We start from the raw sequence: 20,155 nt of genomic DNA, 5'->3' as shown, positions 1-20,155 counted from the left end.
CCAGCCTGCACTGCCGGACGGCCAAGCTCCATGATCCAGATCAAGTCCGGTTGATCCCTATGACGTGCGTGACAAACGGCCAGCGGCCGGGCAGCTGTCGAAGGCGCGCGGAAGAGCAATGGCTCGGAGCCAGCACGCAGTTTGATGAAGCGGCGGGGTAGAGGTTGCTCCGGACTACGCGATGGTTCCGAACTCGGCCACCGGAGCAATCCAATATACGAGATTGCAGCCCGCGAACGAATGACGGAGCTGATCGACCAGGCGCCTGGCGTCCGCTCCTGGCAGAACGATCTGGACATGCACCTGATCGGCGTGGCCCTTTACGCGTTCGGCGGCCGTCGGCAACTGCACGCCTGAGCCGTGTCCCGCGGCATCGGAGACCGTGAAGCCGGACGTCTGGCCCGGCTGCTCGCTGAGAAAGTCGAGCAGCTCCTCGCGCAGCTTTCGCGCCAGGATCAACGACAGGCACACATATTCGCTGGTCATTTTGACTCCTTCACAGTGCCGCCGAACCGGCGATAGAGGATGGGGAGCAGGATGAGCGTAAGCAGCGTGGACGACAGCAATCCTCCGATCACCACGATCGCCAGCGGCCGCTGGATCTCCGATCCCGGACCGGAAGCGAACAAGAGCGGGATCAGGCCCAATGCGGTGATGCTGGCGGTCATCAGCACCGGGCGGAGCCGCCGCCTGGCACCGTCGACCACGATCTGGTCCTCGCCGACGCCATGCGCCCTCAACTGATTGAAATACGAAACCAGCACGACGCCGTTCAGGACCGCGATTCCGAGCAGGGCGATGAATCCGACAGAGGCCGGAACCGACAGATATTCGCCGGTCGAGACGAGGGCAAACACGCCTCCGATCAGCGCGAACGGGATGTTCACGAGCACGAGCAAGGCCTGCCGGACGGAAGCGAAGGTCGTGAACAGCAACACGAAGATGAGACCGATGGCGACGGGCACGACAATCGAAAGGCGCGCGGCAGCGCGTTGCTGGTTTTCGAACTGTCCGCCCCAGGTGAGCCGATAGCCCTTCGGCAGCGAAAGGTCGGCGGCGACCTTCCGTTGGGCCGCCTCGACGAAGCCGACCATGTCGCGGCCGCGCACATTGGCGCGAACGACGCTCATCCGGTTGCCGTCCTCGCGGTCGATCTTCACCGGGCCGTCGACGCGCTGGATGCGCGCGACCTGGGACAGCGCGACGTGCTGCCCGGAGGCGAGCGTGAGTGGCAGGCTCGCGAGCAATGTGGGCGCCTCCCGCGTCGTCTCGCTTCCCCGGACCAGAATGGGCGTGCGACGGCCCTCCTCGAGCGCGGTGCCGATCGTCCGCCCCTCGATCTGAGTCCGCAGCGCATTGGCAATGGTGTCCACCGTCAGACCGAGACGGCCGGCCTCCATCCGGTTCACGACGACCGTGTAGTATTGCGCACCCTCGTTGAGCGTCGTGTAGACGTCTTCCGCACCCTCGATGCTGGTGAGGATCTCGGACAGTTTCGTCGCAATCTCGTTGAGCCGGCCGACGTCGCTACCGAAGACCTTCACAGCGACATCGCCACGCACGCCGCTGATCATCTCCTGCACCCGCATGTCGATGGGTTGGGTGAAGCTGAGCGAGATGCCCGGAAAGTCGGCGAGCACGTTGCGCAGCGCCTTCAAGAGCTCCGCCCTGTCCGGGGCGGCTCTCTCTTCAACAGGCTTGAGCACGAGAAACGTGTCAGTCTGGTTCGGTCCCATGGGATCGAGCCCGAGCTCGTCGGAACCGGTTCGCGCGATGATCCCGGTGACGTCCGGAACCTTCAAGAGCGCCGACTGGATCCTCGCGTTGATCGCGAGGGATTCGTCCAGATTGACCGACGGCAACGTCTCGACGCTGACGATGACGTCGCCCTCGTCCATGGTCGGCATGAAGGTCTTGCCGAGTTGCGAATAGGCGTACCCTGCCGCGACCAGCGCCAGGAGAGCTGCAGCAATGACCTTTCGCTCGTTTCGCAGCGACCAGTCCAGCGCGGGTGCGTAGACGCGCTGCGCGAGGCGGATCAGCAGCGGCTCGCCGTGCCCTGCCGATTTGAGCAGGAACGAGGTCGCGACCGGGATCACGGTGAGCGCCAGCAACAGCGAGCCGGCGAGCGCAAAGATGATTGCGAGCGCAACGGGGATGAAGAGCTTGCCCTCGAGCCCCTGCAAGGTGAGCAGCGGCACGAACACGATCATGATGATCAGCACGCCGGAAGCGACAGGTTGCAGCACCTCGCAGACCGACCGGAAGATGACGTGGATCAGCGGAAGGCCCCTGCCCGGCTCGTGGTTGCCGAGATTTCCGACGATGTTCTCGACCACCACCACCAGCGCATCGATCAGCATGCCGATCGCGATCGCAAGCCCGCCGAGGCTCATCAGATTGGCGGACATTCCAACCGCACGCATGGCCAGGAGCGCAATGACGATCGCGAGCGGCAGGCTGAGGGCGATCACCAACGATGCGCGCCAATTGCCCAGGAACAGCAACAACAGGACGACCACCAGCACGGTCGCCTCGCCGAGCGCCCGCACCACCGTGCCGACGGCGCGACCGACGAGGCGGCTTCGGTCATAGAACACGTTGAGGGATACGCTCTGGGGCAGCGCGGGCTTCAGCTCCTCGAGCTTTGCGCGGACGTCACGCACGAGTTGGCCGGCATTGGCTCCGCGCAAGCCCAGCACCAGCCCTTCAACCGTTTCGCCCTGGCCGTTCTCCGTCACCGCCCCATAGCGTGTCAGGGCCCCGACCTTGACGCGCGCAACGTCGTTCACGCGTATCGGGACCCCGTCGCGGGTGTCCACGACAATGGCCTTGATGTCGTCGATCGTGCGGATGCTGCCTTCAATCCGCACCAGGGCACTGTCCTCGCCCTGGTTGACGCGCCCCGCGCCGTCGTTGCGGCTGTTGGTTTCGACGGCGCGGCGAAACAGCTCCGACGAAATGCCGCGCGCGGCGAGCGCATCGTTGAGCGGGACGATCTCGAACGCCCGCACGTAGCCGCCGAGGGCATTCACGTCGGCAACCCCGGGAACCGTGCGCAGCGCCGGTCGGATCACCCAGTCGAGCAGGGTTCGCCGTTCCGCCAGCGACAGCTCGGAGCTGTCGATGGTAAACATGAACATCTCGCCGAGCGGACTGGTGATCGGCGCAAGCCCGCCACTCACCCCCTCGGGAAGGTCACGAGCGATGTTCGACAACCGCTCGGAGACCTGGTTGCGCGCCCAGTAGATATCCGTGCCGTCCTCGAAATCGATCGTGACGTCGGCGAGCGCGTATTTAGTGGTCGAGCGAAGGATCTTCTTGTTCGGCAGGCCCAGCAGTTCGAGCTCGATCGGGACGGTGATGCGCTGCTCGACCTCCTCCGGCGTCAGGCCCGGTGCCTTCATGATGATTTTCACCTGGACTGGTGAAACGTCGGGGAACGCGTCGATCGGCAGGCTGGGGAGGAACGTTGCGCCCGCGCCGATCAGCAGCAAGACGGCGAGCAGGACGAACAGCCGCTGCGAGAGCGCAAAGGCGACCAGACGCTGGAGCATTATTGGCCGGCTCCGAGCCGCGAGAGAATGCCCCGAAGCGCCGAGATGCCCGCGATCGCAACCTCGTCCTTGTCGCTGATCGGGCCGGATATCACGACGTGATCCTGGTCCTCTGCGAGCAGCGTGACCGATACCAGCCGGAAGCCGCCCTCGATGGCTTTGAATATCCAGCTCTGCTCGCCACGACGGACGAGACCGCTATAGGGAATCTCCCAGGCGCTCTCGCCCTCGGAGAGGAAGCTGAGACGGACGGACGCCGTCTGGCCCGGGTGCAATTGGCCGCTGTTCGGCACTTCGGCCCGCACCAGGATGGTTTGCGTCGCCGCATCGGTCGTCTCGGAAATCAGAACGACGCGACCGGGCGTTACGTAACCTTCGACCTCGACCCGCGCACCGGTGCGGATTGCGCGGATGTTGGCCCCTGGAATGGCGATTTCGGCCCACAACGGCGAAAGCCGGGCAAGCTTGACCAGCGGCGCGGACTGCTCCAGCCGCTGCCCCGGCGAGACCGCGATCTCGACCACGGATCCCGTCTGCGGCGCATTGACGGTCAGCGTCCCGCTGATTGCCGCGTCGCTCGCCAACCGGGAGATCGCATCATCGGAGAGCCCCGCCAACCGGAGCATCTGCCGGCGCTCCGCGACCGCGATGGTGGCCTGGCGCGCCTCGGTCTGGCTCGCCTCGAGAACGCGTTGTGGGACGGCCTTGCCCTCGAAGAGATCGGCGTTCCGCCTGAGCTGCTGGTTCGCAAGAGCCTCCTGCGCGACGGCGTGAAGATAGTCCCGCTGGAGTGACACGAAACCCTGGCTCTCCAACGTAAGAAGCGGCTGGCCGGCGCTCACGCGATCCCCGCGCGCGACGGCCAGATTGGTGACCATGCCGGCAACGGGTGTGCTCACCACCCACAATTGAGGCGTCGGAACGACGATCTGCGCCGGATAAGGCAGTGTCTGGTCGGTTCTGCTCGAAACCGGATGCACGACACGAATGCCGAGGCTTTCGATCTGCGTGGGCGTCAGTTTCATGTCGTCGTCGGCCGCAGCGATGCCGGGGCACCCGACGAGCGAGAGCGCAACAACGACGCGGCACGCCCTGCGTAGAAGACGTTCCATCTGATGGAAAGATCGCATCAATACCAGCTTCGAAGACCGTTGCCGGGTCTTTCTAGGCCGGATGCGATTGAAGGTGTTGACCTACGTCAACGGCAGCCCATTGCGGCAAATCGGGTATTCGAGCTGGCTGTCGCGGACGATGTTGTTGTTTTGGTCGCGCGCGGCGCGCGCTCTTCAATTGCGCGATCCGCGCGAACCAGCGGCAAGGACCGTATGTCGAGGTCGATCGCCCTGGCCGCGTTCGGATCGACGACCAGCTCGTAGCGTTGCGCCGGGACGCGGGCTTGCGCTTACGCCGACTTCTTCTTCGCCTTGGGCTTGGTCGCCTTCGGCAAGACAGGCGCCTCCGGCGTGCCCTCGATCGAGGACAGGCGTCCGGCCGTGAACGTGTAGATGCCCGCGCGCGGACCGGTCGTCCATGTGACAACGGCAACGCGCCTGCCGACGGCATCATTGGAGAGGTTCACGTTCGAGGGCGCGCCGATGCCGCGCACCACGTCGCATTCGGTATGGCCGAGCGCGACTGTGCCGCCGGCGGCCGCCGGCGCGGTCGTCGATGCATTGGCATCGGCAGGTCCGGGAGGCGCCGCCATGCCGGGACAGGCGCCGTCGGCGCTGACCAGATCCTCAGCCCCGACCGGCTTTTCGGGAGTCAGCGGCGGCGATTCGATCGAGATGTTCCTGATGAACAGGCGGCTGGGCGTGTTGAACCACTGGGCATCCTTGGACAGCAGATCGGTCCCGCCCGAGCAGCCCGCGACCAGCGGTGCTACGGCAGCCAACGCAACTATGAGCGAGCCGGGAAGCTTTTGATGTCGCACGATAAACTAAATTCCCCGCGTGAAGGACCAGCCCTAAACGATTGTCCCAACATCACTTTGCGGCACGAAGGTGGCCGAAGCCAGCATCACCCGTAAAGTGCAAATTATCATTAATTGCGATCGACCGCTAATTCCGCCGCTGCCACCGACCCCGTTCGTCGGCCTGCCAATAGGTGACATCAAATCCCCGCGCCTTGCAATCCGTCCAGGCACTGCGGGCGAGCGCCAGCGCGTCCGGATCGTCGCCGTTGAACAGCAGCACCATGCGCTCATAGCCCTGCGCATCCTGCGGCAGCGCTGCGTTGTCGACCAGAAAGCGGACATGGGCGCCGTTGGGATTGTCCTCCTCGATCGCCAGCACGATCGGCTGATCGGCGGCATCGTTCACGCGCCATGTCGCGTGCGGCAGGAAGGAATCGTCGCGATAGGTCCACAGATGCGCATCGAGCGCATCGGCGCGTTCCTCCGAGGTCGACTGCACCACGACGCGCCAGCCGCGCTCGAGCGATTTCTCGAGAAGCGGCGGCAACACGTTCTCCACCGTCATGTTTTGCAGATGGTAGAACAGCACTTCAGTCATTTTGGATCATTTGCGCTCGTAGTGGTCCGCCACTAGGCGATCCAGGAGGCGGACGCCATAGCCGCTTCCCCAGCTCTGGTTGATGTCGGTCTTCGGCGCGCCCATGGCGGTGCCGGCGATGTCGAGATGCGCCCAGGGCGTGCCGTCGACGAAGCGCTGCAGGAACTGCGCCGCGGTGATCGAGCCGCCGTGGCGGCCGCCGGTGTTCTTCATGTCGGCGAACTGCGAATCGATCAGCTTGTCGTATTCGGGGCCGAGCGGCAGGCGCCAGACCTTCTCGCCGCTCTCGATGCCGGCCGTCAGCAGCCGGTCGGCGAGCTCGTCATTGTTGGAGAACATGCCGGCATGCTCGGTGCCGAGCGCGACCACGATCGCGCCGGTCAGCGTCGCCAGGTCCACCATGAATTTCGGCTTCGTCTTCTTGGCCACGTACCAGAGCACGTCGGCCAGCACGAGGCGGCCTTCGGCGTCGGTGTTGATGATCTCGATGGTCTGGCCCGACATCGAGGTGACGATGTCGCCCGGTCGCTGCGCATTGCCGTCGGGCATGTTCTCGACGAGGCCGATGGCGCCGACCACGTTGGCCTTGGCCTTGCGCGCCGCAAGCGCGTGCATCAGCCCGACGACGCAGGCAGCCCCGCCCATGTCGCCCTTCATGTCCTCCATGCTGCCGGCCGGCTTGATGGAGATGCCGCCGGTGTCGAAGCAGACGCCCTTGCCGACGAAGGCGACCGGGGCCTCGCCCTTCTTGCCGCCGTCCCAGCGCATGATCACGGTGCGGCTCGGCCGCGTCGAGCCCTGGCCGACGCCGAGCAGCGCGCCCATGCCGAGCTTGTCCATCGCCTTGACGTCGAGCACCTCGACCTTGACGCCGAGCTTGCGGAGCAGGCTTGCGCGGCGCGCGAATTCCTCGGGGAAAAGCACATTCGGCGGCTCGTTGACGAGGTCGCGCGCGATGATCACGCCGTCGACGACATGGCCGGCCGAGGCAAACGCCTTCTTGGCCGCGGCGACATCGCCCACCGCAAGCGAGATATCGGCGCGTGAGCCGCCCTCCTCGCCGTCCTTCTTCTTGGTCTTGTAGCGGTCGAACTTGTAGGCGCGCAGCCGGAGCCCCGCGGCGATCGCAACCGCCTGCTCGCTCGTCATGGCGCCGTCAGGCAGTTCCGCCATGATGGTCATGGCGGCGGCAGTGGCGGAGAGCTTGCCCGCCGCCACGCCGCCGAATTTGAGAAAGTCGTTCGCTTTCAGGCCCGTCGCCTTGCCGGCCCCGATCACGATCAGGCGGGTGGCCTTCACCCCCTCCGGCGCCAGGATGTCCAACGCGGCGCCGCTTTTACCTTTGAAAGCGGCGGCCGAGGCCGCCCGCTTCACAAGTTCGGTAGCGCCGCCGAGCGCCTTGGCGGTCGCCGGGCCCAGCTTCAAACCGTCGTCGCAGAACACGACCAGGATGCCACGGGCGGCAGCAGACAACGGGACGAAGCCGACCTTGATGGCATCGGACATGGGTAACTCCTCCAAAACATGGGGCTTTTGCCGCTCGACGGGTCCGGCCACGGGCCGGCGCTGAACGGCGATTCACTGGACTTTCCGCACTATGGGCCACCGGCCGGGCAGATGCCAAGACCACCCGTGGCCGCCAGGCCACAAGAGGGAAATATTAACCATATGTTGAGGGTGCCACGGGGCAGCCATTTTGTTGACGGATCAAAGGGATGGTAGTGAGAGAGTAAGCCGGCGTAAGAGCTGTTTGTCCGACCTTGGGGATCCCCTTCCGGGGATTGGTTGGACGGCCAGAACTCCGGCCGACATTGGGGACTTGGTGGGATTCGTGCGGTAGCGCATGGGGTCAATCGATAGGTATATCTTCCGCACGACGCTGGCGTCGTTTGCGCTGGTCCTGGTCAGCCTCACCGGCGTGATCTGGATTACGCAGGCGTTGCGCGGCATCGACCTGATGACGAGCCAGGGTCAGACCATCCTCACCTTCCTCGGCATCACCAGCCTCGTCGTGCCCGCGCTGGTCCTGATCATCTCGCCGATCGCGCTGATGATCGCGATCTCGCACACCCTGAACAAGCTCGCGACCGATTCCGAGATCATCGTGATGAATGCCGCCGGCTTCTCGCCGTTCCGGCTGTTCTATCCGTTCTTCTACGCCACCTGCGTGGTGGCCCTGCTGGTCGCCTTCATCGCGGCCTATCTTGCGCCCGACGGCATGCGGCGGATCAAGCAGTGGGACGCCGAGATCACCGCCGACGTGCTCACCAACATCCTCCAGCCCGGCCGCTTCGCCCAGCTCGACAAGAACCTGACGATCCGGATCCGCGAGCGCCTGCCGGGCGGCATCCTCGCCGGCATCTTCATCGACGACCGCCGCGATCCCAACGAGCGCGTCTCGATCGTCGCCGAGCATGGCGAGGTCATGAAGAACGACACCGGATCGTTCCTGGTGCTGGAAACGGGAAATCTGCAGCGTTTCGAGGTCGGCAAGCGCGATCCCGCGCTGGTGGCGTTCGGCCGTTACGGCTTCGACATGTCGAAATTCTCCGGCCAGGGCCGCGACGTCACCCTCGGCATCCGCGAGCGCTATCTCTGGGAGCTGTTCTCGCCGTCCGAGGATGATCCCGTCTACAAGCAGATTCCCGGTCAGTTCCGCTCGGCCTTGCACGACAGCCTGTTGGCGCCGATCTATCCGTTCGCCTTTGCCGTGCTGACCTTCGCCTTCCTCGGTGCGCCTCGCACCACCCGCCAGAGTCGCAATTTCTCGATCGGCTCGTCCATCGTCGCAGTGTTCGGCCTGCGCATGGCCGGCTTCGCCTGCTCGGTGATGGCGGTGAAGTCGCCCGCCGCGGTGCTGGTCCAATACGCGATGGTGTTGGGCGCCATCGGCGTCGGGATGTGGATGATCGTCGGCGGCATCGTGGTCGAGCCGCCGCCCCGCCTCATGGAGGCCATCAACAGGTCGAACGCGCGCATCGCACGGTTGTTCGGACGGCCGGCCACCGCATGAGCATGCTCACCAATACACTCGGGCGCTATTTCGCCGGCCGCTTCGTGGTCGCGGCGCTCGGCGTGTTCGCCAGCATCTTCCTGCTGCTGGTGCTGGTCGATTACATCGAGATGGTGCGCAAGACCTCCGGCCTTGCGTCCGCCTCGGCGATCATGGTGGCCGAGACCTCGCTGTTCCGGGTGCCGCAGCTCCTGGAGAAACTGACGCCGTTCTGCATGCTGATCGGCGCCATGACCTGCTATCTCGCGCTCTCGCGAAGGCTCGAGCTCGTGGTCGCGCGCGCCGCCGGCGTCTCGGCCTGGCAGTTCATCTCGCCGGCGCTCGGCAGCGCGCTCCTGATCGGGGTGATCGCCACCGTCGCCTACAATCCGATGTCGGCCAATCTGCGCGAGCTCTCCAAGCGCATGGAGGCCGAGCTGTTCGGCTCGGCGCCCGGCGGCGGCATCCAGGACGCCTCCGGCTTCTGGCTCAACCAGGTGACCAACGACGGCCAGACGATCATCAATGCGGCGCGCAGCGAGCAGCAGGGCGTCCGGCTCACGGGGCTCACGCTGTTCCGGTTTGACACAGAGCAGCACTTCAAGGAACGCGTCGAGGCGCGCGAGGCGGAGCTCGAAGTCGGCCAGTGGATATTCAGGAACGTCCGCCGCTTCTCGCTCGACGGGCCGCCGATCGAGCAGGCCGTTCTGGCGATTCCGACGACGTTGACCGAGGCCCAGGTCCGCAACAGCTTTTCCACACCCGAGACTGTGTCCTTTTGGCAACTACCGAGCTACATCCGCTCCTCCGAAAGCTCAGGCTTCGCGACAGCCGGCTATCGACTCCAGTATCACAAGCTGTTGGCGCAGCCGTTTTTGCTCGCCGCCATGGTGATGCTCGCGGCCTCGGTGTCGTTGCGTTTCTTCCGGATGGGCGGCGTGCAAAAGATGGTTTTGAGTGGCGTGGGCGCAGGGTTTCTGCTCTACGTTCTGTCGAAAGTGACTGAAGACTTGAGCAAGGCTGAGTTGATGCATCCGATCGCTGCGGCGTGGTTGCCCGTGGTGGTGGGCGGCCTCACCGGCTTTTTGGCCTTGTTGTACCAGGAGGACGGTTAGTGACTGCCGTCCATCGAGGGCCCGTGTCTCGTTTGACGCGCCGCACTGTGATGCGCGCGAACGGGCGCGGCTTGTCCGTGCGCAGGCTTCTGCTCGCCGTCATCGCTGCCGTCTCGCTCGGCGGGCTGATCGACATTGCCACCGTGGCGCCGGCCTCGGCCCAGTTCACCTATAATCCGCTGCCGCCGCGTCCGAAGCCGCCGAAGGCCGCCAACGACAACCAGATGCTGGTTCAGGCGACCGAGGTCGACTACGACTACAACAATTCGCGCGTCTCCGCGGTCGGTAACGTCCAGCTGTTCTACAACGGCACCAGCGTCGAGGCCGACAAGGTCATCTACGACCAGAAGACCAAGCGGCTCCATGCCGAAGGCAACATCCGCATGACGGATGCCGACGGCAAGATCACCTATGCCGAGATCATGGATCTCTCGGACGATTACCGCGACGGTTTCGTCGATTCGCTGCGCGTGGACACCGCCGACCAGACCCGCATGGCCGCGACCCGTGCCGACCGGTCCAGCGGCAACTACACGGTGTTCGACAACGGCGTCTACACGGCCTGCGCGCCGTGCAAGGACGATCCGAAGAAGCCACCGCTGTGGCAGGTCAAGGGTGCGCGCATCATCCACGACCAGCAGGAGAAGATGCTGTACTTCGAGACGGCGCAGCTCGAATTCTTCGGCGTGCCGATCGCCTACATGCCCTATTTCTCGACGCCCGACCCGACCGTGAAGCGCAAATCCGGCTTCCTGATGCCCGGCTACTTCCCCGGCACGACGAACACCGGCTTCGGCGCCGAAGTTCCCTATTATTGGGCGATCGCGCCCGACATGGACGCAACCTTCACCCCGCGCTTCATGTCGCGACAGGGCGCGCTGCTGCAAGGCGAATTCCGTCAGCGCTTGATCGACGGCGCCTATCAGATCCGCGCCTACGGCATCTACCAGCTCGATCCCGGAGCCTTTGCCGGGCAGCCCGGAGACCGCCAGTTCCGCGGCGCTATCGACACCAAGGGTCAGTTCGCGCTGAACGACAAATGGGTCTGGGGTTGGGACGGTGTCCTGATGTCCGACTACTATTTCTTCTCGGACTATCGCCTCGCCGCCTACAGGGACCCGCTCGGATCGTTCCTGAACCTGCCGACCGATGCGATCTCGCAGCTTTATCTGACCGGCGTCGGCAATCGCAGCTTCTTCGACGCGCGCACGATGTACTGGCTGAGCTTCTCGGGCAACCAGAACCAGGTGCCGATCGTCTACCCCGTGATCGACTACTCGAACGTGCTCAACTATCCGGTGTTCGGCGGCGAGTTCAGCTACAAGACCAACTTCGTGAACCTGTCGCGTGACACCGCCGTGTTCGATCCGATCACGACGCTCGCCAACACCAACAGCCTGTGCACGACGGCGTCGGCCGATCCGCTCGCGCGCACGCCGTCGCAGTGCCTGCTGCGCGGCTTCCCCGGCACCTATACCCGCCTGACGGCGGAAGCGCAGTGGCGCAAATCCTTCACCGACCCGCTCGGCCAGATCTGGACGCCGTTCGCCAGCCTCCGTGCCGATGCGATCAACTCCTCGGTCTCGAACCAGCCGGGCGTGTCGAACTACCTGCCGGTCGGCGACACCCAGGCGATCCGCCTGATGCCGACCGTCGGCCTCGAATACCGCTATCCCTTCATCAACGTTCAGCCCTGGGGCTCGACCACCATCGAGCCGATCGCGCAGATCATCATCCGCCCGAACGAGACCTATGCCGGCAAGCTGCCGAACGAGGACGCGCAGAGTATGGTGTTCGACACATCGAACCTGTTCAGCGTCGACAAGTTCTCCGGTTACGACCGCGTCGAGGGCGGCGGCCGCGCCAATGTCGGCGTGCAGGCCACCACGCAGTTCGACAGGGGCGGCGCCGTCAAGACGCTGTTCGGCCAGTCCTACCAGCTGTTCGGCATGAACTCCTACGCGGTCCAGGACTCCATCAACACGGGCGTGGATTCCGGTCTCGACAAGCCTCGCTCCGACTACGTGGCGAGCATCGCCTACTCGCCCAACCGCACCTACACGTTCAGCGTCCGCTCCCGCATGGACGAGCAGACCTGGAACGTCCAGCGTTTCGAGGCGGAAGGCCGCGCCAACTTCGATCGCTGGTCGATCAGCGTGATGTACGGCAACTACGCGGCACAGCCGGAACTCGGCTATCTGACGCGCCGCGAGGGCATCCTGACCTCGGGCTCGCTCAAGGTCGCGACCAACTGGGTGGTGTCGGGCTCGGCGCGCTGGGACCTCGAGGCCAACAAGATCAACCAGTATGTGCTCGGCGCCGGCTATGTCGACGATTGCTTCGTGCTGGCGGCGAACTATGTAACTTCGTATAGCTATTCGGCGGGCACTACGCCGCCAGTGCTGAGCCATGCGTACATGTTCACGTTCGGGCTGCGTACGCTGGCGACCTCGTCGACGACCAGCAGTACCGGCGGCCTCCAGTAAACGGTTTGAAGTGCCGACCACGTTGCCCCAATCGCAGGTTCACCGCGGCTGACATGCGAGCGAGATCCATGACGACTGCCTTGCCTCTGTTCCGCCTCCTCCTCGTCCTCGCCGCCCTGTTTCTGGCCGGCACGCCGTCGCGCGCGCAGAACATCGTCGTCATGGTCAACGGCGATCCGATCACCGATTTCGACATCGACCAGCGCTCCAAGCTCGACCTGCTGACGACGCAGAAGACCCCGAGCCGGCAGGAGGTCATCAACGAGCTGATCGACGACAGGGTGAAGCTGAAGGAAGGCAAGAAGTACGGCGTCGATCCCGGCGTCTCCGACATCAACCAGTCCTTCGAGGGCATGGCGCAGCGCATGCGCATCACGACGGATCAGCTGACCAAGTCGCTCGAGGTCAAGGGCGTCCGCCCGGAGACGTTGAAGGCCCGCATGAAGTCCGAGATGGTCTGGACCAGCCTCGTGCGCGGCCGCTTCAAGGAGAAGCTGATGGTCGGCGAGCGCGACGTCGCGCAGGCGGTGCAGGCCCAGGCCGGCGACAAGCTGCAGATCGAGGGCACCGAATACAAGATGCAGCCGATCGTGCTGATCGTGCCGCGCGGCTCGTCTCCGGCCTTTCAGGAAACGCGGATGAAGGAAGCCGAACAATATCGCTCGCGCGTTGCGAGCTGCGAGGAGGCCAATTCGCTGTTCCGCTCGACGCCGAACGCCACCATCCGCGAGAGCGTCACCAAGACGACCGCGGAGCTGCCCGAGGCGCTGCGCAAGGTGCTCGACGACACGCCGATCGGCCATCTGACCGCGCCGGAGGTGACCAAGGCGGGCATCGAGATGGTGGTGCTCTGCTCGCGCAAGCCGACCATGATCGACACGCCGAAGAAGCGCGAGGTCCGCGAGAAGATGTATCAGGAGAAGTACGAGAAGACCCAGAAGGCCTATCTCGACGAGCTCCGCAAGGCGGCGATGATCGAATATCGCAACCGCTGATGGCCAACCACGCAGCAAAGCCCCTCGCCCTGACCCTGGGAGAGCCTGCCGGCATCGGCCCCGACATCACGATCGCAGGCTGGCTCCGGCGCCGCGAGCTGAACCTGCCCGCCTTCTACCTGCTCGGCGACGAGGCGCTGATCGCGCGGCGCGCCAAGACACTGGACAAGACCCTGGGTAAGGCGCTCGGCGCCGAGATCCGGATCGCCTCCGTGAGCGCACACGAAGCCGCGGCCGCCTTCACCGAAGCCCTGCCGGTGGTTGCGACCGGCGAGCGCGCCACGGCCGAACCCGGCCAGCCCGACGCCTCGAGCGCGCCGGCTGCGCTCGCCTCGATCCGCCAGGCGGTGGCCGATGTCCGGGCCGGCCGCGCCGGCGCCGTCGTCACCAATCCGATCGCCAAGAGCGTGCTCTACCGCGCGGGCTTCCGCCATCCCGGCCACACCGAATTCCTCGCCGAGCTCGCCGCAAAGGACGGCCGCGTGCCGCAGCCGGTGATGATGCTGTGGTCGCCGCGGCTCGCCGTGGTGCCCGTGACCATCCACGTCTCCTTGCGCGATGCGCTGTCCCAGCTCACGAGCGAATTGATCGTCTCGACCGTGCGCATCGTCGCGACCGAACTGAAATCCCGCTTCGGCATCGCGCGGCCGCGTATCGCGGTCTCCGGACTCAATCCGCACGCCGGCGAGGACGGCTCGCTCGGCCACGAGGAGCAGACCATCATCGCGCCTGCGCTCAAGACATTGCGCAACGACGGCATCGACGCCAGGGGGCCGCTGCCCGCCGACACCATGTTCCACGAGGCCGCGCGCAGCAGCTATGACTGCGCGGTCTGCATGTATCACGACCAGGCGCTGATCCCGATCAAGACGGTCGCCTTCGACGACGCCGTCAACGTCACGCTCGGCCTGCCCTTCATCCGTACCTCGCCCGATCACGGCACCGCCTTCGACATCGCCGGCACCGGCAAAGCCAATCCGGCGAGCCTGATCGCAGCGCTTGAGCTCGCCAGCCGCATGGCGGCTGCCAAGACCTGATGAGCGCGATCGACGACCTCCCGCCACTGCGCGAGGTCATTCGCCAGCACGCGCTGTCGGCCCGCAAATCGCTCGGCCAGAATTTCCTGCTCGATCTCAACCTCACCGCGCGCATCGCGCGCGCGGCGGCGCCACTGGACAACTCCACCATCGTCGAGATCGGCCCGGGCCCGGGAGGACTAACCCGCGCCCTGCTTGCGCTCGGCGCTAGGCGCGTCGTCGCCATCGAGCATGACGAGCGCGCGATCCCCGCCCTGCAAGATATTTCCGCGCGCTATCCCGGCCGGCTTGAGATCGTCCACGGCGATGCCATGACCTTCGACCCGCGTCCGCTGCTCAATGGCGAAAGCGCAAAGATCGTCGCCAACCTGCCCTACAACATCGCGACCCAGCTTCTGATCAACTGGCTCACCACCGAACCATGGCCGCCCTGGTACGACATGATGGTCCTGATGTTCCAGCGCGAGGTCGGCGAGCGCATCGTGGCGCGCGAGGACGAGGAAGCCTATGGCCGCCTCGGCGTGCTCGCTAACTGGCGCTGCGAGACGAAGATCCTGTTCGACATCGCGCCGTCCGCCTTCGTGCCGCCGCCGAAGGTCACCTCCTCCGTCGTACGCCTGGTGCCGCGCGCCGAGCCCCTGCCATGCGATCGAAAAATGCTCGAGCAGGTCGCGGCGGCCGCGTTCGGCCAGCGCCGCAAGATGCTGCGGCAAAGCCTGAAATCGCTCGGCGTCGATCCGGCGCGGCTTGCGCAGGCCGCCGGCGTCGATGCGACGCGGCGCGCCGAGACCATTCCGATATCCGGCTTTGTTGCCATGGCGCGTGAATTGGCGGATATACGCAGCGAAGGCTAAGACAGAAATTCCGGAGGAAAGAAAATGGCGTTGATGCGTCGGCAGTCGCTGGTCAAGTTCGATGCGCCCTTGTGCGAGACCATCGTCGACACGCCAAAGCCGAAAGGCGCCGAGGTGCTGGTGCGCATCGAGCGCTGCGGCCTCTGCCATTCGGATCTGCACATCCAGGACGGCTATGCCGATCTCGGCGGCGGCAAGAAGCTCGACACCACGCGCGGCATGACGCTGCCCTTCACGCTCGGCCACGAGATTGCCGGCGTCGTCGATGAAGTCGGCCCCGACGTTCCGGGCGGCCTCGTCGGCAGCAAGAAGGCGGTGTTTCCGTGGATCGGCTGCGGCCAGTGCCGCGACTGCGCCAATGGCGACGAGAACCTCTGCGTCAAGCAGCGCTTCCTCGGCGTCTCCATCGACGGCGGTTTCGCCACCCACGTGCTTGTGCCCGACGCGAAATATCTGCTCGACTACGATCCCCTGCCCGTCAACCAGGCCGCGACGCTGATGTGCTCCGGCGTCACCGCCTACGGCGCGCTCAAGCGCCTGGTCGACCGTCCGCGCCAGCGCAACCTGCTGCTGATCGGCCTCGGCGGCGTCGGCATGATGGGCCTGTCGTTCGCGCAGGCGACGTTCAAGCAGCCGATCACGGTCGCCGATCTCTCGCCGGCCGCGCGCGACACCGCACTGAAGAACGGCGCAGCCAACGCCTACGATCCGGCCGAGCCCGACGTGATCAAGCGCATCCTCAAGGAGACCGAAGGCGGCTTTGACGAGATCGTCGATTTCGCCGGCAACGAGAAGTCGATGGCGTTTGCGGTCGCGGTCGCCGCGCGCGGCGGCAAGATCGTGGTCTCCGGCCTGATGGGCGGCCAGTTCACGCTGCCCATGGTGCAATGGGTCTACAAGCGCATGACCATCGAAGGCTTCATGGTCGGCACGCTTGCGGAGGCCAAGGAGCTGATGGCACTCGCCCGCGCCGGCAAGATCAAGCCGACGCCGATGCGCGAGGAGCCGATGGGCGACGTCCAGAAATGGATCGACGAATTGCGCGCCGGCAAGGTCGTCGGCCGCATCGTGCTGAAGAACTGACACCGCCCGCGGCGGCCGGACGCAAGTTTCGCCCGCCGCGCGGAACGGCTGCGGCCACGCCGCGTTGGCAGAGTATGTCCATTCGCTGCACCGTCGAGAGCGCGTTCTTCATCGCCTGGGGCTTCCTGGAGCAGAGCGGAGAGCTCGGCCCTCCGGACGAGACCGCGAATGTCCTTCTCGACGCCATCGAAGCCCAGCTCAGGACCGGTGAACGCCGGCAGTTGATGCTCGCGAACAGAGCGATCGATACCTGGCGTGCCCACGCGGCGAAGCGCCGGCCGTCGCAGGAAGCCCGCTTCGGGTGACGGGCGGCGGGCGATGCCCTCGGGGCCCGTTCCGGCAAATGCGCCGCCGCCATCGAAGCCAATGCCTGCCCCCTCGATGAAGACAGGAAGCTCCCGCTTCGCCACACCATCATGCCGATCGCCAGCCGATCACTTCGGCCTGATATTGGAACGTCGCGCGCCTCGGGCGCGTTTGTCTCTCGTGAAGGCAACGACGGAGTCAGAGCTGATGACAAGGCCGCTGACGCAGACAGTGCAACCTGTTCCTGAAGAAAACCAGAGCCACAAGGGCACCGGCAGCGCGCCGTCGGTCCCGGTCGACACCACCAAGGGCCACCGCGACGACGAGAAGCAGAATATTCGCGAGCAGGCGGCGCACGGCAATCTCACCCAGAACACAAGCAACAGGCGCAAGGGATAAGCGACCGGACAATTGGGGGATTTGAAACGAGGAGAAACGAACGTGGTCAGTCTCGGCAGATGGTACGATCCCATATCCGAACGCTGGATCGCGCCGCGCGAACCCCGCCCTGAGACGACATCCTCCCCAACGAGCGAGAACCATGTCCTCGAGCTTCAAAGGACGGTCGAGATCCAGCGCATCTGGCGCGCGCTCGTCGATTGCTGCGCACGCGACTGATGCTCGCGCGCGGCAGAGGAACCCGCCGTCGGCTGCGCCGTTGTCATTCCGCATGAACGATCCCGCATCATCCGCAAGGCCAGTCGCAGCCGCGATACGCTATCTGTCGATCATCGTCGGCTGCGCCTGCCTGCTGCTCGCCGCCGTCTGCTTCGCTATCGCGGCGCAGGTCTTTGTTCAGACCGGTGTGTTCGCGCAATCCTACGTGATGGAGGGACTTGTGAGCACCGTGCTGGGGCTGCTGGCGCTGAAATTGGCGCGCGTCTGGAAATAGGCTTTTGCAATTTCGCTCCTTCGCCGGCTCTCGCCAGGAAGCCACCTCCCGCTCCGTCATTCCGGGATGCGCGCGCAGCAGGCAGGCCCGGAATCCATCGGGCCAGAACAAAATTCGCCAAATCGCGCATTGCCATGCAACGCCTACCTTAGGTCAATTTTTGCTGTCAGTTTTGCGAGGCTCTCCCCCGCAGGGCCGGCTCGACCAGAATTCGGGCCACATGCGGGCGATTCACGCATGTGTTGTTCTGTATTGGCCCATCCGCAGAAAACAACAGAACATCTTGTTCGATTTCTTCAATCTGGAATCCTCCTCTTTCATCGAAGACGATGAGAGTGGCAACTCCTTCCACGGTGAAAAAGGGTTGCCCTCCTCTAAGCTCAACCAGATTCTTATTGAGCAAATTGGCGGCCAATTGCCTCGGATCTATCCCGCAAAACTAATGCAAACTGCGGACACATCACCGTACACGGAGAATAGATCGTATGTGCCGGGACCCGCGCTGACGGCCTGAATGGGCCGCTTGGTCAGATTAGGATATTGATCCGTATATGCGCCCGGAGGGAGCCGCGCCGCAAAATCCAGGCCCCTCCAGATGGCAGCTGCCGTGACTACGACTGCGGCGATTATGGCGATGTATTTGACCGTTCGCTTCATGCAAAAAATAGCCATCTAGGTCGACGCAATCAAATCGGCGAGTCGATCTTGAAGCCAGGCTAACGGCTCCATCGGTTCATTCGCCTTTCCATCGGCCTCATTCGCCAAGAACTCGCACGTCCAGAGTCGTTTTTCCCGCGGCTAGGCTGGCGGCTAGTTGATCCGCAACGGCCTTCTGATCTACCAACACTTGAACCTCGCCACTTAGAACCGAGGTCATCATGCGAGCAGTCATCAAGGGACGCCCCTGAACGCTGAATTCAATTCGCCGACCGACGTGTCGCGCGGTAAATTCTGCATAGTCCGCCTTCGAATGTTCATTGAGACGGATCTTTAGCGCTTGATGATTATCGATCGTGCTTGTGAGACTTGCTTCCTTGGCTCTAAGAGAAAGTTGTTGTGCTTCAGCCGATACATTCCAAGCGACCAGCACCACCAAGGCAACTAGGAACGCCCGGAGAAAGCGAACGATCGCAAGACTCTTCATGGTCACACCGTTCGGCCACTTATCTGCTTCCGCATCTCTCCCTCGCCCCCACGTCCGGTTTGGAGGAGCAAATTTAGCTGATCTGCCTTTGCCAAAGAAACCAGAGTCGCAGAGTCTGCAGGCAGTTGACCGCCGTAACTTGGGCGGACCAAGCCGCTGTTATAGATCAGTTCGGACATAAATGGCCTTTCAGTCGACCTGCTTCAGACCGGCAAGCCAAGTTCTTGCCGTATGTGGAAGCGAAGCGCGATGATCAATGATCCGATCTCATAGCCATGTTCCGCCCCATACAAACCCACCACGAAATCGCCAACCGCCATCGCGATTGAGGGCAGCTTGGCCGATCCATCATCGCTAAATTGATTAAGTTCACGATCCTTGAGTACTGCCCATAATTCTCCATCGAGTCGGGCTTTCTCAACAAGCTCTGCAATTTGTTCTTCCGTCATGAAAATCGCTCGCACCATTGAAGCACCTCGAGCTTTCGACACTACAAGCTAGCCTCAAGAGGCGAAGCACTTAGTATATTGTTTTTCATCTCCGCCTGGCGGGACCACATCGATAATCCGCTTGTTCCCCCCAAGCTCAAGGGGTTTTCCTTTTTGAATCGAGAAGCGTCGGATCGTATCCATGCAAGCCGTTGCCGTCGGCAAGCGCCACGCTAGCTACCTTCAGCTTCTCAAGATCGTAGTATTTGACTGGATCGGAAAGCGGATTACTCACAGCAAATTCCTAATGTGCGCTAGCATCGTCGATGTAGGCGACAAGGCCCTCCTGAGAGGACCTGGTTCGAAGAACAAGTCTTGGATTGCAAACGACGTTGCCACCAAATCGCACCTTGGGCTCGAGAGCATACAAAGTGCGGAACGTTTTTCTCTGATCGTCCACTAGTATCAGTGTCCAATTTGTGTAGGTATCGGGAAGTATTGGATCCAGCTGCCGATAGCCCCGCTGCGAAAACCACGTATCAGCTAACGCCGACTCCGGCGGAAAAACACAAGCTCGATCAAAACTGAAGTGTTCCGCCGGGTCATACTTACCTTCACGAATTAGGGTGGTGGTGATTTCAGCATTACGGTACGCACGATAACCGGAGAAGAGGTAGAGCCCACCCGTCCCAATAGCGGCGGTGGCGATACCGCAGACGGCTGCCAGAACAATCTTCACAATGCGCTTCATGC

Annotated in this window: 21 protein-coding genes; 11 read left to right on the top strand and 10 right to left on the bottom strand. The window is 63.8% G+C overall.

Annotated elements, in window-relative coordinates:
• Nucleotides 1-174: 174 nt before the first annotated feature.
• The 6 genes from BJA_RS20420 to BJA_RS20395 form a co-directional block, all read right to left on the bottom strand.
• Complete coding sequence (locus BJA_RS20420) at nt 175-486, bottom strand: DUF3240 family protein (RefSeq protein ID WP_011086887.1); 312 nt, start codon at nt 484-486, stop codon at nt 175-177.
• Nucleotides 483-3,557, bottom strand: a complete 3,075-nt coding sequence (locus BJA_RS20415) for an efflux RND transporter permease subunit (RefSeq protein ID WP_011086886.1) — start codon at nt 3,555-3,557, stop codon at nt 483-485. Before BJA_RS20415 ends, BJA_RS20420 begins: the two co-directional genes overlap by 4 nt.
• Nucleotides 3,557-4,669 (bottom strand): efflux RND transporter periplasmic adaptor subunit, encoded by a 1,113-nt coding sequence (locus BJA_RS20410; RefSeq protein WP_038966785.1) that lies wholly within the window; start codon nt 4,667-4,669, stop codon nt 3,557-3,559. Before BJA_RS20410 ends, BJA_RS20415 begins: the two co-directional genes overlap by 1 nt.
• A gap of 290 nt (nt 4,670-4,959) precedes the next feature.
• Nucleotides 4,960-5,451, bottom strand: a complete 492-nt coding sequence (locus tag BJA_RS20405; protein ID WP_171463844.1) for a hypothetical protein — start codon at nt 5,449-5,451, stop codon at nt 4,960-4,962.
• A 166-nt stretch (nt 5,452-5,617) separates the two neighbouring features.
• Nucleotides 5,618-6,070 (bottom strand): DNA polymerase III subunit chi, encoded by a 453-nt coding sequence (locus tag BJA_RS20400; RefSeq protein ID WP_011086883.1) that lies wholly within the window; start codon nt 6,068-6,070, stop codon nt 5,618-5,620.
• A 6-nt stretch (nt 6,071-6,076) separates the two neighbouring features.
• Nucleotides 6,077-7,576 carry a leucyl aminopeptidase gene (locus BJA_RS20395; RefSeq protein WP_028171097.1) on the bottom strand — a complete coding sequence of 500 codons (1,500 nt, stop codon included), beginning with the start codon at nt 7,574-7,576 and terminating at the stop codon, nt 6,077-6,079.
• Between the two features lie 337 nt (nt 7,577-7,913).
• Here BJA_RS20395 and lptF point away from each other — a divergent pair, with 337 nt between their 5' ends.
• The 11 genes from lptF to BJA_RS20340 all read left to right on the top strand — a co-directional run bounded on the left by lptF (nt 7,914) and on the right by BJA_RS20340 (nt 18,344).
• The gene (gene lptF, locus BJA_RS20390; protein WP_011086881.1) at nt 7,914-9,083 is read left to right on the top strand and encodes an LPS export ABC transporter permease LptF; all 1,170 of its coding nucleotides are present in this window, start codon (nt 7,914-7,916) and stop codon (nt 9,081-9,083) included.
• Nucleotides 9,080-10,177, top strand: a complete 1,098-nt coding sequence (gene lptG, locus BJA_RS20385) for an LPS export ABC transporter permease LptG (RefSeq protein ID WP_038966780.1) — start codon at nt 9,080-9,082, stop codon at nt 10,175-10,177. Before lptF ends, lptG begins: the two co-directional genes overlap by 4 nt.
• Nucleotides 10,177-12,663, top strand: a complete 2,487-nt coding sequence (locus BJA_RS20380; protein WP_063921454.1) for an LPS-assembly protein LptD — start codon at nt 10,177-10,179, stop codon at nt 12,661-12,663. Before lptG ends, BJA_RS20380 begins: the two co-directional genes overlap by 1 nt.
• 68 nt (nt 12,664-12,731) lie before the next feature.
• A complete protein-coding gene (locus tag BJA_RS20375) occupies nt 12,732-13,658 on the top strand; it encodes a SurA N-terminal domain-containing protein (protein ID WP_028171094.1) in 927 nt (308 codons plus the stop codon).
• Entirely contained in the window at nt 13,658-14,695 is a 1,038-nt protein-coding gene (gene pdxA, locus BJA_RS20370; RefSeq protein ID WP_011086877.1) for a 4-hydroxythreonine-4-phosphate dehydrogenase PdxA, read from the top strand. The genes BJA_RS20375 and pdxA overlap by 1 nt, the downstream gene beginning before the upstream one ends.
• On the top strand, nt 14,695-15,549 hold the full coding sequence (gene rsmA / locus BJA_RS20365; RefSeq protein WP_011086876.1) for a 16S rRNA (adenine(1518)-N(6)/adenine(1519)-N(6))-dimethyltransferase RsmA: 855 nt from the start codon (nt 14,695-14,697) through the stop codon (nt 15,547-15,549). The genes pdxA and rsmA overlap by 1 nt, the downstream gene beginning before the upstream one ends.
• Nucleotides 15,550-15,573: 24 nt before the next feature.
• Nucleotides 15,574-16,632, top strand: coding sequence for an alcohol dehydrogenase (locus BJA_RS20360; RefSeq protein WP_011086875.1), 1,059 nt, complete (start codon nt 15,574-15,576; stop codon nt 16,630-16,632).
• Nucleotides 16,633-16,706: 74 nt separating this feature from the next.
• A complete protein-coding gene (locus BJA_RS20355) occupies nt 16,707-16,937 on the top strand; it encodes a hypothetical protein (protein ID WP_038968058.1) in 231 nt (76 codons plus the stop codon).
• A gap of 208 nt (nt 16,938-17,145) precedes the next feature.
• Entirely contained in the window at nt 17,146-17,337 is a 192-nt protein-coding gene (locus BJA_RS20350; protein WP_171463758.1) for a hypothetical protein, read from the top strand.
• A 271-nt stretch (nt 17,338-17,608) separates the two neighbouring features.
• A complete protein-coding gene (locus BJA_RS20345) occupies nt 17,609-17,830 on the top strand; it encodes a hypothetical protein (protein WP_063921453.1) in 222 nt (73 codons plus the stop codon).
• Between the two features lie 4 nt (nt 17,831-17,834).
• On the top strand, nt 17,835-18,344 hold the full coding sequence (locus tag BJA_RS20340; protein ID WP_162494085.1) for a hypothetical protein: 510 nt from the start codon (nt 17,835-17,837) through the stop codon (nt 18,342-18,344).
• 240 nt (nt 18,345-18,584) lie between these two features.
• Here BJA_RS20340 and BJA_RS20335 read toward each other — a convergent pair whose 3' ends face one another.
• The 4 genes from BJA_RS20335 to BJA_RS20320 all read right to left on the bottom strand — a co-directional run bounded on the left by BJA_RS20335 (nt 18,585) and on the right by BJA_RS20320 (nt 20,153).
• Complete coding sequence (locus BJA_RS20335) at nt 18,585-18,974, bottom strand: hypothetical protein (RefSeq protein WP_038968061.1); 390 nt, start codon at nt 18,972-18,974, stop codon at nt 18,585-18,587.
• A 203-nt stretch (nt 18,975-19,177) separates the two neighbouring features.
• Entirely contained in the window at nt 19,178-19,423 is a 246-nt protein-coding gene (locus tag BJA_RS20330; RefSeq protein ID WP_038968062.1) for a hypothetical protein, read from the bottom strand.
• 136 nt (nt 19,424-19,559) lie between these two features.
• Entirely contained in the window at nt 19,560-19,697 is a 138-nt protein-coding gene (locus BJA_RS20325) for a hypothetical protein (RefSeq protein ID WP_157839480.1), read from the bottom strand.
• Between the two features lie 9 nt (nt 19,698-19,706).
• Entirely contained in the window at nt 19,707-20,153 is a 447-nt protein-coding gene (locus BJA_RS20320; protein ID WP_011086870.1) for a hypothetical protein, read from the bottom strand.
• Between the last annotated feature and the right edge of the window lie 2 nt (nt 20,154-20,155).

The sequence above is a fragment of the Bradyrhizobium diazoefficiens USDA 110 genome, from assembly GCF_000011365.1.
Lineage (GTDB): Bacteria > Pseudomonadota > Alphaproteobacteria > Rhizobiales > Xanthobacteraceae > Bradyrhizobium > Bradyrhizobium diazoefficiens.
This window is presented reverse-complemented; position numbering and strand designations above follow the sequence as displayed.

Coding starts and splice junctions, on each gene's coding strand:
- BJA_RS20420 (WP_011086887.1), bottom strand. CDS start 486: ATGACCAGCGAATATGTGTGCCTGTCGTTGATCCTGGCGCGAAAGCTG.
- BJA_RS20415 (WP_011086886.1), bottom strand. CDS start 3,557: ATGCTCCAGCGTCTGGTCGCCTTTGCGCTCTCGCAGCGGCTGTTCGTC.
- BJA_RS20410 (WP_038966785.1), bottom strand. CDS start 4,669: ATGGAACGTCTTCTACGCAGGGCGTGCCGCGTCGTTGTTGCGCTCTCG.
- BJA_RS20400 (WP_011086883.1), bottom strand. CDS start 6,070: ATGACTGAAGTGCTGTTCTACCATCTGCAAAACATGACGGTGGAGAAC.
- BJA_RS20395 (WP_028171097.1), bottom strand. CDS start 7,576: ATGTCCGATGCCATCAAGGTCGGCTTCGTCCCGTTGTCTGCTGCCGCC.
- lptF (WP_011086881.1), top strand. CDS start 7,914: ATGGGGTCAATCGATAGGTATATCTTCCGCACGACGCTGGCGTCGTTT.
- lptG (WP_038966780.1), top strand. CDS start 9,080: ATGAGCATGCTCACCAATACACTCGGGCGCTATTTCGCCGGCCGCTTC.
- BJA_RS20375 (WP_028171094.1), top strand. CDS start 12,732: ATGACGACTGCCTTGCCTCTGTTCCGCCTCCTCCTCGTCCTCGCCGCC.
- pdxA (WP_011086877.1), top strand. CDS start 13,658: ATGGCCAACCACGCAGCAAAGCCCCTCGCCCTGACCCTGGGAGAGCCT.
- rsmA (WP_011086876.1), top strand. CDS start 14,695: ATGAGCGCGATCGACGACCTCCCGCCACTGCGCGAGGTCATTCGCCAG.
- BJA_RS20360 (WP_011086875.1), top strand. CDS start 15,574: ATGGCGTTGATGCGTCGGCAGTCGCTGGTCAAGTTCGATGCGCCCTTG.
- BJA_RS20355 (WP_038968058.1), top strand. CDS start 16,707: ATGTCCATTCGCTGCACCGTCGAGAGCGCGTTCTTCATCGCCTGGGGC.
- BJA_RS20350 (WP_171463758.1), top strand. CDS start 17,146: ATGACAAGGCCGCTGACGCAGACAGTGCAACCTGTTCCTGAAGAAAAC.
- BJA_RS20345 (WP_063921453.1), top strand. CDS start 17,609: ATGAACGATCCCGCATCATCCGCAAGGCCAGTCGCAGCCGCGATACGC.
- BJA_RS20335 (WP_038968061.1), bottom strand. CDS start 18,974: ATGAAGAGTCTTGCGATCGTTCGCTTTCTCCGGGCGTTCCTAGTTGCC.
- BJA_RS20330 (WP_038968062.1), bottom strand. CDS start 19,423: ATGACGGAAGAACAAATTGCAGAGCTTGTTGAGAAAGCCCGACTCGAT.
- BJA_RS20320 (WP_011086870.1), bottom strand. CDS start 20,153: ATGAAGCGCATTGTGAAGATTGTTCTGGCAGCCGTCTGCGGTATCGCC.